Source organism: Parafrankia irregularis (genome assembly GCF_001536285.1).
Classification (GTDB): domain Bacteria; phylum Actinomycetota; class Actinomycetes; order Frankiales; family Frankiaceae; genus Parafrankia; species Parafrankia irregularis.
Window position 1 is genome coordinate 444,064 of record NZ_FAOZ01000004.1, and the last position, 13,050, is coordinate 457,113.

Genomic DNA, 13,050 nt, shown 5'->3' on the forward strand with positions numbered 1-13,050 from the left:
CGGACCCGTCGACGGTTCTGGCGCCCGCGCCAGCCCCCGGTCTGGCACCCGGTTCGGAGCCGGCCAGAGCGGGGCGTGCCGCGTGACGGCGCCGGTCGGCATCCCGCCGGCGGTGACGGAGGAGACCGAACCGTTCTGGACCGCCGCCGCGCAGGGCCGCCTCCTCGTCGAGCACTGCGGCGCCTGCGGCGCCGAGTCGTTCCCGCCCTACGGGATCTGCCGGGCCTGCCGCCACCGGCCGGTCGAGTTCGTGGAGATCACCGAGCGGGGCCGCGTCTACAGCTTCACCGTGAACCACCAGCGCTGGCTGCCCGGCCTGGAGGTGCCCTACGCGATCGTCCTCGTCGACTTCCCGGGCCATCCGGGAGTGCGGGTCGCCGGCCGGCTGCGCGGCTGCGCCCCCGAGGAGGTGGCCATCGGCGCCGAGGTCGAGGTCGGCTTCGAACCGGGCCCGGGCGGCTACGCCGTCCCGAGCTTCGTCGCCGTCTCCGAGACCGTGAAAGCCCCTGGTGACACCGACGCCCCTGGTGACACGGACGCCCCCGGCGACGCGGACCTCTCCGGCGCGGCGGGCGGTGCGGGGTCATGACCGGCGCCGACCACATCGAGCGGCGGGCGGTCATCTCCGGGATCGGGCAGTCCGCCGTCGGGCGGCGCATCGACCGGTCCGGCTTCCAGCTCACCCTTGACGCGGTGCTCGCCGCGATCGCCGACGCCGGCCTGACCGTCGACGACATCGACGGGCTCGCCATGTTCCCCGGCGGCGGCAAGGCCAACCTGCCCGGCTACGCGAACGGCAACCTGTACGAGATCCAGGACGCGCTGCGCATCACGACATCCTGGCGGCAGGGCCAGGTCGAGGGCATGAGTCTGCCGTTCTACGGCCCCGCGCAGGCCGTCGCCACCGGGCAGGCCAGGCATGTCGTCATCTGGCGGACGGTGAAGGAGGGCAGCGCGGCGCGCAACGCCGGCGGCCGGCCCGCCTACGGCTCGATCCATCCGGCGGCCGAGGGCCCGCTCGCCTGGCTGCTGCCGATCGGCGCGCTCTCCCCGGTGTGCCAGGTCGCCCCGTACGCCACCCGCTACATGCACGACTACGGAGTGACCCGCGAGCAGCTCGCCTGGATCCCGGTGACCCAGCGGGCGCACGCGGCCCTCAACCCGGACGCCGTCTACCGCGACCCGCTCACCGTGGACGACTACCTGGCCTCCCGCATGATCTCCACGCCGATCTGCCTGTACGACTGCGACGTGCCCGTCGACGGCGCGACCGCGATCGTCATCTCCACCGCGGACGCCGCCGCGGACCTGCGGGCACCCGTCGCCATCGAGGCGATGGCCGGGGTGGTGGACGGACGTCCGTCCTGGGAGCAGTGGGAGGACATGAGCCGGGTCGGCTACGCCACCGCGGCGGCGATGTGGAACCGGACGAGCCTGCGCCCGGCCGACGTCGACGTCGCCCAGCTCTACGACGGCTTCATGATCGAGGCGGTGTGGTGGCTGGAGGCCATGGGGTTCTGCGGCACCGGCGAGGCCGGCGACTTCGTCGAGGGCGGGAAGCGGATCGGGCTCGGCGGTGAGCTGCCGCTCAACACCTGGGGCGGGCAGCTTTCCGGCGGTCGGCTGCACGCGTCCTTCGGGCACACCGCGGAGGCCGTCCGCCAGCTGCGGGGTGAGGCCGGAGCCCGGCAGGTCGCCGGCGCCGAGGTGGCGGCGGTGACCAACGTGGGCGGTTTCGAGGCAGGCGCTGCCCTGCTGACCCGCTGGCGCTAGCCGACGAGCAGGTTGCCGACGAAGAGGCAGCTGACGAGGGGACAACCGGCGGGCAGGTAGCCGGCGAACAGGCGGTTGGCGAACGAGCTGTACCGACACAGACCGGGTAAGAGGCCGGGCGAGAGCAAGGAGACGGCGATGCCACGTGGAACTGGACGGGTCGAGGGAAAGGTCGCCATCGTCACGGGCGCCGGCTCCACGCCGGGTCCCGGGATGGGGACCGGCAAGGCCAGCGCGGTGGTGCTCGCGCGGGAAGGCGCGAGTGTCCTGCTCGTCGACCTGCACCCCGAGCGGGCCGAGGAGACGTTACAGATGATCGAGGACGAGGGCGGCAAGGCCAAGGTCTTCGGCGCCGACGTGACCAGCGCGGCCGACTGCGAGGCGATGGTCGACGCCGCCGTCGACACGTTCGGCACGGTGGACATCCTCGTCAACAACATCGGCCTGGCCTCGGTCGGGACCGTCGTCGACACCACCGAACAGGCGTGGGACCGCAGCCTCAACCTGAACCTGCGCACGGTCTTCCTCGCGTCGAAGTACGCGGTGCCGGTGATGGCCGCGAAAGGCGCCGGTTCGATCGTCAACATCTCGTCGATCTCCGCGCTGCGCGGCGACGGCACCATCGCCTACTCCGCCGCCAAGGGCGCGATCCTCGCGATGACGGTCGACATGGCCTACTCCCACGGCCGGGACGGAATCCGGGTGAACGCGATCGCGCCCGGTCACATCACCACTCCGATGGTCAACTCGGTGTCGGGCCAGGACGCGGCCGCCGACTTCCGCACCCGGCTGCGCAACGAGGCGGGCCTGCTGGGCACGCCCGGCACCGGCTGGGACGTCGGCTGGGCGGTCGGCTACCTCGCCTCCGACGAGGCGCGCTGGGTGACCGGGGTGACGCTGCCGGTGGATTCCGGTGTTCTCAGCGTCACCCCGCTGATGATGGCCCCGCACCTGCGCGGCGTGCAGGAATAAAGACCGCAACACCGCAACACCGCAACACCGCGCAGTGCGAGTGCGGAGTTTGTTTTTCGTGAATGTCGGGGCCGGTGGCTTCCAAGCCCGGTCTGGCGTCGGACCGGCCTGGGCTCGGCCCCGGCATTCACCACTTGCTCAGCCTCGGCGGTCAGCCCAGTGCGCGGACCTTGGCCGCGGCGAACGCGGCACCGCTGGTGGTGCTGCCGTCATACCCGTAGGTGAGATGCGCCAGCGTGTTCACCCCGGCCGCGCAGACCGGGTCACCGAGGTTGCAGTATTCCTTGGCCTTCGAGCCGTAGAGCGCGCTGGCCGTCGGAATGTGCTGGCCGTACAGCGCCAGCGGGTTGCCGAACACGACCACCGCGGCGACCCGCGGCGCGAGGTTCGTCGGGATGGTCTCGCCGGAGCCGAGCAGGGTCGGGATGCCGATCGAGATGTCGGTGACGCTCGCACCCTGCGAGTACCCGCCGAGCACGAACTTCGTGTTCGGGCAGGACGCGGCCACCGACTTCACGTGGCGGGTCATGTCGGTGGCGCCGGGGCCGGCGGAGGTCTGGGCGAGGTCGGCGGCGTAGTTGACCGCGTAGGAGCTGACCGACTTGCCGGCCAGGTTCGTCTTCAGGGAGTTGACGAACGGGGTGCCCGTAATCCCCAGGCCGGCCAACTCGCCGCTGCCGCGGGCGAAGACGATGTCGACGTCGGAACAGGTCGCCGCGCCTGCGGGTTCCGCGGCGATTCCGACGCCCAGCGAGGCCGCGAACGCGGCCACGGCCAGCGCCAGGGTCCGCTTTTTCCGGGAACGCGAGAGCTGCATGGCATCTCTTTCCTCGGGAATCCATCGACCTTCTGCCGGAGATTCCCAGTCGTGCCCCCACGACAAATTGGCTTGCGCTCCCGAAACTAGCTTTCGCCCGGTGGTGGATCAAGCCACCCCCGTAGGGGTTCACCCTTAGGTGCCAGCGACATCACCGAGCGGGTTCGTCGGGTGCCCGCGCCGGTTACCCGACCCCGCCATCACCCGCCGCGCGCCCGCGCGTGATCTCCTTCGGTAAGTGGTTGATCACCATTTGCTCGTTGGACGACGCCGTAGGCGGAGCAGTGCTGATGGAAAGCGAACCCGACCCGCGCGGCCACCCATCGGGGACGGCCGTGCCGCCGCGCGGCACCGGAAATTCGCCTCAAGAGGGGCGAAAAGGACCAAGTTTCACTTGGCGATCCGCAAGAAGTGAGGATTTCGGTCGTTGGAGCGACCGAAATCGTTCGTTCTTGCGGCTCGCCAAACCGGCCTGGCGGGCTCGCGGAGGTCCGACGGTCTGGCGGTCGCCGGCGCGAGGTGCTGGGTGGCGAAGATCCGTTCGGACGCTGCACCGGAACCGGAAACCTGGCCGTGCCTGTCAACCTGTGCCCTCGCTGTGGTGTTCAGAAGGGGCAGGGACACGGAGAGGACATATCGGGTGCAGGCACGGGATGAACGTGCGTTCGAGGAGTTCGTCGCGCGTACGGGTGACCGGCTGCTGCGCTGCGCCTTCCTGCTGGTCGGGGAGCGCGCCGCGGCGGAGGACCTCGTCCAGGGGGCGTTGGAGCGCACCTATCGGCACTGGCCGCGGGTTTCGGCCGGCCAGCCGGAGGCCTATGTGCGTAAGGCGCTGGTCAACGCCGCCGCGAGCCGATGGCGAAGAAACCGGATCAGAGAGGTCCCACTGGGACCACATGACGTGGTCGGCCCGCCGGACCACGCGGATCATCTCCTGGCCCGCGACGAACTGATCCGCGCGCTCATGACCCTGCCGGCCCGGCAGCGGACGGTGCTCGTCCTGCGGTATTTCGATGATCTGCCGGAGGCGGAGGTCGCGGCTGCTCTGGGATGCAGCATCGGCTCGGTCAAGACCCATGCCTCGCGCGGGCTCGCCCGGCTGCGGGCCAGCACCGAACTCGCCGACCGCTCGCTACCGATGACGGGGAGGAATTCGTGAGCATCGACCTCGAAACGGGACTACGCGAGGCCATGCGGGGCGCGACCGAGCCGCTCACCGCCGGGCCCGACCTGGCCCAGGCCGCCCGTGAACGGTTCCGCCGACGCCGCCGCAACCGGCGTGCCATCTTCGGTGCGGCGATGGCAGTGTTGGTGACGGTGTTCTCAACCGGCATCACCCTGGCCCGGTCAGGTTCTGACACCATCGAGATAAGACCGGCCGGGCCGTCACCTGCCGCCAGCCCGTCCCCTGTAACGACGGCGGACCCCCTCGGGTTGCTCTCCAGCCGTGACGTCGGTGGTGTCGACATCACCTGGCTGCCCGCCGGAATGATCCCCGGCCGCGGGGCGAGGTGGGGGTTCGGTGAAGTGCAGGCGAGAATGTCCCGTTTCGAGTTCTCCAGCGCTGTCGACGGGCACCGAGGCTTCATCTCCGTCACCACGGAATGGAACGCGGAACTAACCCTTGACGAGGCCGCGGCCCGGGCTCGTACCGAGCAGCGCAGGTTCGAACCGGCGACCGTCAGGGGCCGGCCCGCGCTGTTTACCTACACGGATGCCGCGGAGATTTTCAGCCTCGTCTGGATCGAACAGGACGGGCTTTTCCTCGAGGTCACTGCGAGTGCCCCGGCCACCGAGAACGACATACGTCGGGTCGCGGACGGGCTCGTGGTCGGGTCTCCGCCGCGGACCGATCCGGCTGACGACCGGGCCGTCCGCGCGGTCGTCACCCAGGCGTTCAGTGCGACGACTCCGCCGGACCGGATGCTCGCGGCGGTCGAGAACGGCGCGGATCTCGCATCGGGCCTGGCGCTGTACCGGTCGCAGCATCCCGGGCTGGCCCGCACGCTGCGGGTGGAGGTGGTCGGGGTGGACGCGGTGATCACCGGGGACAGCCGCGGCCTGGCGTCGATCAAACTCACCTTCACCGACCCGACTGTGCAGATGCCAGACACCCTCGGGGGTCCTGAGGGGCCGACGACCCGCGACGCCATGGTCACCCTGGTCCGAACCGGGAAAGGCTGGCAGGTCAGCCGGGACAGCTTCTGCGGGCTTCTCCGGGGGGTGTGCCCGGCCGGCTGAGCCGGAAATCCAGGCAGCTGCGGGCCGCCGCCGGGACTGGCGTTGCTACCGGACAAGAGTGGAGGATTCTGGTCGGGAGAACGACCGAAATCCTCCACTCTCCGGGCCGGTTGCTGGCGGTGCCGTCACCGCGGCGCCGGCGTCTGGCCAGGGCTGATCGCGGGCCAGGTGTCAGGGGAGGACGGCCACGAACCGCCAGTCGAGGACGTCCCGGCCGCCCCCGCCAGCAGCGCCGCCCCCGCCAGCAGCGCCACCGTCACCGGTGGGGGTGGTGTCGGCGCGCACCCGGGAGCGCAGGCTGACCAGGCCGCCGCCGGTGGCGAGCGGGGTCAGGTCCTCCACCGTGATCTCGCTGCGCAGCGTGTCGCCCTCGTGGACGGGGCCCACATGATCGCACCCGTGCCAGCCGGCGACCGTGACCAGCGTCGGCAGCGCCCGGGTGACCTGCGCGAACGCCAGGCCGATGGTGTGGCCGCCGTAGACCAGCCGACGTCCGCCGCCGGCCGCGGCGTCGTGGTGGACCTGCGCGATGTTGAGGGTGAGACGGGCGAGCTCCGGGGCGTTCGACACGACGTCGCCGCCGCCGACCTGCCAGCTCTGTCCGACCTTGAGGTCGGTGAAGCGGACGCCTTCGGTCGCGGCGGCGAAGCGGGTGAGGTCCCAGCCGTCGACGACGGCGGCGAGGTCCGCCGGGTCCGGCTGGGTGCCGACCGCGTCGACGTCGTCGCGATGCCCGGTGGCCCGGTCGGGATCACGCAGCGGCAGCATCGCGCACCGCCAGAAGTCCAGGACGGGGCGCCCGTGCTGGTCGACGGTGGTGATCCGCAGGACGGCGAGCCCGGTGGGCCGCCGGCCCGGGCGCACGCTGTTCTGCCGCAGCGCGACGACCTCGGTGGACGTCCGCAGAGTGTCACCGAGTTCGGGGGTGCGGCGGAAGACGAGCCCGCGGTAGAACAGGTTGGCCTTCACATGGTGGGTGACGACCGTCGACTGCCCGATGGCGACGTCCCAGACGACGTTCGGCGGGGCGAGCGCGGTGCCGCCGGTCACCTCGGTGTAGAGCGCGTGGTCGAGCGCGAGGGGGAGCCGGCCGCCGACGATGGCGCGGTGGACGTCGACCAGGCCCGGCGTGAGCGTCACCCCGGGCGCGGAGCGGAACGTCTGGCCGACGGTCAGCTCGTCGAAGTACGGCCCCTCGGCGACCTCCCCGATCGTTCCGACAGCACCGCCCGCACCGACAGCGCCGATCGTCATTCCGCCGCTCCTGACGTTCCTGTTGCCCCGGCGGCGATCACACCGCTGTCGACGAGGCGGCCGATCTCCGCGTCGCTGAGCCCGAGCACGTCACTGAGCACGGACGCGGTGTGCTGGCCGAGCCGCGGCGCGTCGCCGGGAGCACCGTACTCGCCGTCCCACCGCATCGGCGAGCGCGCGGTGATCGACGTGACCGGCCCACGGGACGGATCACTGGCGGGCAGCTCGACGTCCGCCAGCACGGCGAGCGGGTTCGCGGCGTGCGCGGCGACGACGTCGGACATGCCCTGGTAGCGGCTCCACAGCACGCGGGCGGCGTCGAGCTCGCCTGCGACCTGCGCGTATTCACGGGCGGCGAACCAGGGGCGCAGCACCGCGGCGATGGTCTCGCGCAGGCGGTACCGGTCGGCCTCGAAGTTCAGGTCGGCGTCCAGCGCGGTCTCCAGCGCGCCGAACACCTCGCCGGTCTTGGTGACCGAGCACAGCGCCGCCCACTGGCCCTCGGTGAGCGCGACGACCATCACCCGGATGCCGTCACTGCAGGTGAAGTCGACGCCGAAACTGCCGTACACGTGGTTGCCGTGCCGTGGCCGCTCCCCGCCGCGGGCGGCGGCCTCGGACAGCCAGCCCATGTTCGCGACGCCCGCCAGCGCCACGTCGGAGAGCGCGAGCTCGATGAACGCCCCGGCGCCGGTGCGGTCGCGGTCGCGCAGCGCGGCGAGGACGGCAGTCGACACGCTCAGGCCGGTGATGTAGTCCCAGGCGGGCAACACGTGGTTGACCGGCGCGCCGCCCTCCTCCCGCCCGGTGATGCCGGGCAGGCCGACCTCGGCGTTGACGGTGTAGTCGACGGCCGGCCGGCCGTCGGGGTAGCCCTGGACCCGAACGTGGATCAGGTCCGCCCGGCGGGCGGCGAGGACGTCGTTGGCCATCCAGCGGCGCCCGACCACGTTGTCGACGAGGATGCCCTGCTCCGGCCCGGGCGCCGTGATCAGCGCCGTGACCAGCTCCTTGCCCTCGGCAGCGCGCAGGTTGATGGCAGCCGAGCGCTTGGCCTTGTTGAGGGACGTCCAGTAGTAGCTCTCGCCGGTCGGGGCCACCGGCCAGCGCTGGAAGTCGCTGCCGCCGCCGATCGGGTCGATCCTGATCACGTCTGCGCCGAGCTGGGCCAGGGTCATCCCGCCGGTCGGCCCGGCTACGAAGCTCGCGCATTCCACGACCCGCAGGCCGGCGAGTGGCTGCCTGATCATGCGGACCACCCGCGGGTCACCAGGTGTGTCCACGAGTTGTCGGGCACGAGCGGGGTCGTGCCTGGGCTGGCTTCCACGTGCATGCGGGCACCGCCGTCCTGTTCGAGGGAACTGCCGGCCCGGCCCGGTCGAGGCACGTTGCCTGCGGTGACGGATGGGACAGAGCGGCAGCTTTGTAGCACGGGAGCTTTGTATCAGAATTCATCTCTCGGAATAATTCTTTTCGAGTGATCCCTTTGGCGTGGGCTGGATCGTCCGCTTCGAAGCCGAAACGCACGAAGCCGCGGCCCGGGAGGAGCCGCGGCTTCGTGCCGTAGGTCTGCGGTCAGGAGGAGGCGGCGGCGGCGCGGCTCGGCTCGGTCGTGGCCGACACACCGACCCGGCGCTGGCTGGGGACCGCGTTCTCGGTGGTCGCGACAGCCGCGGTGACCCCGACCGGCCCGGTGACCCCGACCGGCCCGGTGACCCCGACCGGCCCGGTGGCCTCGACGGCCCCGGCGGCCTGGGGCCTGCGGACGGGGATGGTGAGGGCGAGCAGGCACGCGGCCAGCGCGGCACCCGCGCCGATGACGAAGCCGACTCGCATGCCGGTGAGCGAGGGCACCGCGCTCGACCCGAAGGCGACGGTCATGTTGGCCAGCACCACGCCGATCACCGCGCTCGCGGTGGACGTCCCGATCGACCGCATCAGGGTGTTGAGGCCGTTCGCCGCGGCACCCTCGGACGCCGGAACCGAGCTCATGATGAGTGCCGGCATCGCCGCGTAGGCGAACCCGACGCCCAGGCTGATCACGGCGGAGACGATGAGGAGCCCCCACGGAGTGCTCATCAGGCCCTGCGCCATGACGTACCCGGCGGTCATGATGCCCGCGCCGGTGACCAGGGAGACCTTGGGTCCGCGAGCCGCGATCAGCCGCCCCGCGAAGGGCGAGGCGACCATCATGACCAGGCCGCCGGGGGCCATCCACAGCCCGGTCGCGATCAGCGACTGCCCGAGGCCGTGCCCGGTCTCCTTCGGCAGCTGCAGCAGCTGCGGCACGATCAGCGACATGGCGTACATCGCGAAGCCGAGCACCATGGAGGCGATGTTCGTGAGCAGCACCGGCCGCTTGCTGGACGTCCGCAGGTCCACCAGCGGGGCCGGGATGCGGGTCTCCCACCAGCCCCAGGCCAGCAGGACGATGACGGCGCCGCCGAACAGCCCCAGCGTGGTGGCGCTCGACCAGCCCCACGCGGAGCCCTTCGACACCGCGAGCAGGAGGGCGGCCAAGCCGGCGGAGAGTGCCACCGCGCCCGGCACGTCGAAGCTGCCCTCACCCCGCACCGGGGATTCGGGGACCACGACCGCGACGAGCGTGATGATCAGTGCGGTCGCCACCAGCGAGCCCCAGAACAGCACGTGCCAGTCGAAGTTCTGCGCGACGATCGCCGCGATCGGAAGCCCCAGCGCGCCACCGATGCCCAGGGACGAGCTCATCAGCGCCATGGCGGGGATGAGCCGCTTCGCGGGCAGCAGGTCGCGCATGATGCTGATGCCCAGCGGGATGATCGCCAGGCCCAGGCCCTGCAGGGCACGCCCGGCGATGACGGGCACCAGGGAGCTGCTCAGCGCACAGATCAGCGAGCCGCCGGCCAGGAAGTAGCCGGAGACGAGCAGCATGCGCCGCTTGCCGAACAGGTCGCCCAGCCGCCCGTACACGGGGTTGGCGATGGCGCCGGTCAGCAGGGTGGCCGTGATGGTCCAGGAGGCGTCCGCCGCGCTGGTGCCCAGCAGGCGTGGCATCACCGGGAGCAGCGGCACCATGAGCGTCTGCATCAGGGCGACGATCACGCCGCTGACGGCGAGGACGGCGACGATCGCGTTGGCGCGGGATGGGTCCTCGGCGACCCCGGAGCCCTTCGGGGGAACCGGCCCGGACCGGCCGGAGACTTCGTTGGACACCATATGCACCCCACAGATAGCTGTACCGTACAACTATGTGTATCACGCACATCGAACGAATGTCCGTATACGACATGGGGGTTCTTGGTCACACTTCGGCGCCTGGACGGGACGGACGGGCGCCGCCGCGGTGTGGCGCGGCGCGGTCCGGCGCGGTCCGGCGAGGCCGAAAATGATCGGTGCTGGCTTGGTGCCTGGCACCTGGTCGGCCGGGCGGCGGCTGGTCAAACCACCGCCCGGCCTTGCACATCGCCCTCAGGCGGTGCCTGGGATCAGGGTTCGGATCACGGCTCGGTCGGGGCGAGGATCCCGTCGACCTCGGCGTCCGTGAGCTTGTAGTTGTAGAAGGTGGTGTAGAACTCCTTGACCTCCTTCTCGATGTCCACGTCGGCGAACTTGTCGGGGTGCAGGGTCTTGGCGACCCACAGCGGCTGCAGCGCGGACTCGGCGCTGCGTGCCGACCAGACGAACACACCGCGCGGGTTGGTGATCACGTGGTGGTTCCTGACCGCGGCGACCTCCGCGAAGCGGTCGTCCTTGAGGATCTCCTCGCAGGTCGTGTGGTCTCGGCAGAAGATGTAGTCCGGGTTCCAGGCGACCACGGCCTCGAGCGTCACGGGCTTCGCGGTGCCGGAGACCGAACCGCCCTCGGTGACGGCCACGCCGCCGCCCTGCCGCGCCCAGACCTCGGCGATCGTCTTGCTGCCGTCGGTGCTCAGCGGGTTGTCCGCGGTGTAGTAGATCTTCGGCCGCTCCGCGTCGGTGAGGCCCTTCGTGCCCTCCGCGGCGCGCGAGATCGTGCCGTCGTAGAACTCGGTGAACTTCTTCGCCCGGGCCGGCGCGTCCCCGCCGAGCACGTCGGCGATGAAGGTGACGCCTTCGGAGAGCTTGTCGGAGTTCGGGAAGCTGGCGACGTCCACGGCCGGGATGCCCAGGTCGGTGATCGTCTTGCGGAGCGTGTCGTTGCCTGCGGTCAGCAGCACCAGGTCCGGCTTCTGCGCGAGCAGGACCTCGGTGTTCACGGTGGTGGTGTCCGTGCCGAAGACCGCGGTCTTCTGCGCGAGCGGCGGGTAGATCTTCTTGAACAGCGGGAGGGTCGTCAGGTTGGTCTGGGTCACGCCGACCTGCCGCTCGATCGCGCCGAGCAGGAAGATGATCTGCGTGACGGCCGGGTAGTTCGTCACGACCCGCATCGGGCGCGACGGCACCTCGACCTTGTTGCCCGACATGTCGGTGACGGTGCGGGTCGTCGGCGCGGCCTGGGTCGCCGCCGGGGCGTCCTTGGTGCTGCCGGTGGTGTCGTCGCCACAGGCGGTCAGGGTGGTGAGAAGGGCCAGCAGCACCGCCGCCAGGAGAGCGGTCAGGCGGCGTTGTTGGAAGCGAATTTCTGACATCTGGTGATCGCAGTCCTCGGATTGGTTCTTCGAGTGGGTTCTTCAACTGGCCCGCGGTAGGCCGGGGACGTCCACCGCGAGCCGCCGGAGCGCAGGCCGTGGCTAGGGACCTCCGCGCTGCGGATGGTTCGACCGCCGTCGGCGGCGACACTGCCGCTGGGCACCTCGACCCGGCCTGACCAGGGCTCCGTCGAGACGCCGCGTCCGCAGATACGGATCGACAGCGCGAATATAGACCGAATATGCGGTACTAGACTCACTGTTTGCTTCAGATCTGCGCCTTCGTTGTGACATGGAGGGTTGTCGTGCTGATGCATGATCTGGTCCAGGTGCTGGCCGCGGACTGCGAGGCGAGCGACGTCGTCCTTGCCCGCCCCGTCGCCGCTCGCGGGATCGGCGTCCGCAGCGAGGGCGAGACGCTGGCCGTCACAGCCGACGGAAGTGTTCTCGGGGAGCTGCTGGGCGGCGCGATCGACGGTCCGGTCCGTGGCGCGGCCGCCAGCCTGATCGCCTCGTCGGACACCGCTCGAGTGGTGCCGATGCACCTTCCCCACGGCGACGCACGCGAGGCGGGGCTCAGCTGCGGCGGGCACGTCGACGTGCTGTTGCAACGCGCCTCGGCCCTTCCCGCCGCCGCGGTCGAGCGGCTGCGGGCGGGATGTCTGGTCGCTCTCGTGACGGACCTCGCCAGCGGGCGGTCGCGTGCCGTCGAACCGGGCAAGCCCGTTCGGGCGCCTGCGTCGGTGTCCGTCTCTGTGCCGGCGTCCGTGTCGGCGTCTGTGCCGGCGCAGGCGCAGCCACCGGACGAGGAGGGCGGGTTCGCCGACACGGTGCGCCGCCTTCTCCTCGCCGGCCGGACGGCGGCGGCCGTCGAGGGGGCGACCGTGGTCGAGCTGTTCGTCCCGACCACCCACCTAGTGCTGCTCGGCGCCGGCGCGCTGGCCGAGGCCATCGCCGCGCAGGCACGGCTGCTGGGGTGGCGGGCGACGACGGTCGGGGTGGCCGCCACCGGGGTCGGCGCGGTGGAGCGGCTGGGCCCCTCCGGTGGCCTGGTGGCGTTCGCGCACGACGCCGCGGTGGACGATCCGGTGCTGATCGCGGCGCTGCGGGCGGGCGTCGGCTATGTGGGCGCCCTCGGCAGCCGCCGGACGCATGCCCTGCGTCTGGAGCGGCTGCGCGCGGCTGGCGTCGACGACGGCGACCTGGCGCGGATCCACGGCCCGGTCGGGCTCGACCTCGGCGCCCGCACCGTGACGGAGATAGCCCTCGCGATCAGCGCCGAGGCACTTGCGGTCCTTACCCGGCGCACTCCGACGCCGCTGCGGGACGGAGCTGGCCCCATCCACCGGTGACGCGGAGCCGTGGTTCCGCGGAGCCGGGTGGGGTGGCGGTTCCGCAGGGAAACGG

At 71.3% G+C, this 13,050-nt stretch carries 11 protein-coding genes; 6 read left to right on the forward strand and 5 right to left on the reverse strand.

All coding sequences use genetic code 11. The features are described 5' to 3' along the window. Nucleotides 1-82 precede the first annotated feature (82 nt). From AWX74_RS08925 to AWX74_RS08935, 3 genes are all read left to right on the forward strand, one after another. Complete coding sequence (locus AWX74_RS08925; protein WP_091273559.1) at nt 83-589, forward strand: Zn-ribbon domain-containing OB-fold protein; 507 nt, start codon at nt 83-85, stop codon at nt 587-589. Beyond that, nucleotides 586-1,773, forward strand: coding sequence for a thiolase family protein (locus tag AWX74_RS08930; RefSeq protein WP_091273561.1), 1,188 nt, complete (start codon nt 586-588; stop codon nt 1,771-1,773). Before AWX74_RS08925 ends, AWX74_RS08930 begins: the two co-directional genes overlap by 4 nt. Nucleotides 1,774-1,911: 138 nt before the next feature. After that, a complete protein-coding gene (locus AWX74_RS08935) occupies nt 1,912-2,745 on the forward strand; it encodes an SDR family NAD(P)-dependent oxidoreductase (RefSeq protein WP_091273563.1) in 834 nt (277 codons plus the stop codon). Between the two features lie 151 nt (nt 2,746-2,896). Here AWX74_RS08935 and AWX74_RS08940 read toward each other — a convergent pair whose 3' ends face one another. Further along, nucleotides 2,897-3,562, reverse strand: a complete 666-nt coding sequence (locus AWX74_RS08940; protein ID WP_091273565.1) for a cutinase family protein — start codon at nt 3,560-3,562, stop codon at nt 2,897-2,899. A 640-nt stretch (nt 3,563-4,202) separates the two neighbouring features. Here AWX74_RS08940 and AWX74_RS08945 point away from each other — a divergent pair. Together AWX74_RS08945 and AWX74_RS08950 are read left to right on the forward strand one after the other, a co-directional pair. Continuing rightward, nucleotides 4,203-4,721: a SigE family RNA polymerase sigma factor gene (locus tag AWX74_RS08945; RefSeq protein ID WP_091273566.1), complete on the forward strand. Its 519-nt coding sequence runs from the start codon at nt 4,203-4,205 to the stop codon at nt 4,719-4,721. Continuing rightward, nucleotides 4,718-5,803, forward strand: a complete 1,086-nt coding sequence (locus tag AWX74_RS08950) for a hypothetical protein (protein ID WP_091273568.1) — start codon at nt 4,718-4,720, stop codon at nt 5,801-5,803. The genes AWX74_RS08945 and AWX74_RS08950 overlap by 4 nt, the downstream gene beginning before the upstream one ends. A gap of 171 nt (nt 5,804-5,974) precedes the next feature. Here AWX74_RS08950 and AWX74_RS08955 read toward each other — a convergent pair whose 3' ends face one another. From AWX74_RS08955 to AWX74_RS08970, 4 genes are all read right to left on the reverse strand, one after another. After that, nucleotides 5,975-7,057, reverse strand: coding sequence for a MaoC family dehydratase (locus AWX74_RS08955; RefSeq protein WP_091273570.1), 1,083 nt, complete (start codon nt 7,055-7,057; stop codon nt 5,975-5,977). Further along, the gene (locus AWX74_RS08960; RefSeq protein ID WP_054571007.1) at nt 7,054-8,307 is read right to left on the reverse strand and encodes a CoA transferase; all 1,254 of its coding nucleotides are present in this window, start codon (nt 8,305-8,307) and stop codon (nt 7,054-7,056) included. Before AWX74_RS08960 ends, AWX74_RS08955 begins: the two co-directional genes overlap by 4 nt. A 325-nt stretch (nt 8,308-8,632) precedes the next feature. After that, entirely contained in the window at nt 8,633-10,252 is a 1,620-nt protein-coding gene (locus AWX74_RS08965; RefSeq protein WP_091273572.1) for an MFS transporter, read from the reverse strand. A gap of 281 nt (nt 10,253-10,533) precedes the next feature. Then, entirely contained in the window at nt 10,534-11,643 is a 1,110-nt protein-coding gene (locus AWX74_RS08970; protein ID WP_091273574.1) for an ABC transporter substrate-binding protein, read from the reverse strand. 311 nt (nt 11,644-11,954) lie between these two features. Between AWX74_RS08970 and AWX74_RS08975 the strand changes: the two genes are divergently transcribed. Beyond that, complete coding sequence (locus tag AWX74_RS08975) at nt 11,955-12,995, forward strand: XdhC family protein (protein WP_207550290.1); 1,041 nt, start codon at nt 11,955-11,957, stop codon at nt 12,993-12,995. Nucleotides 12,996-13,050: the final 55 nt, after the last annotated feature.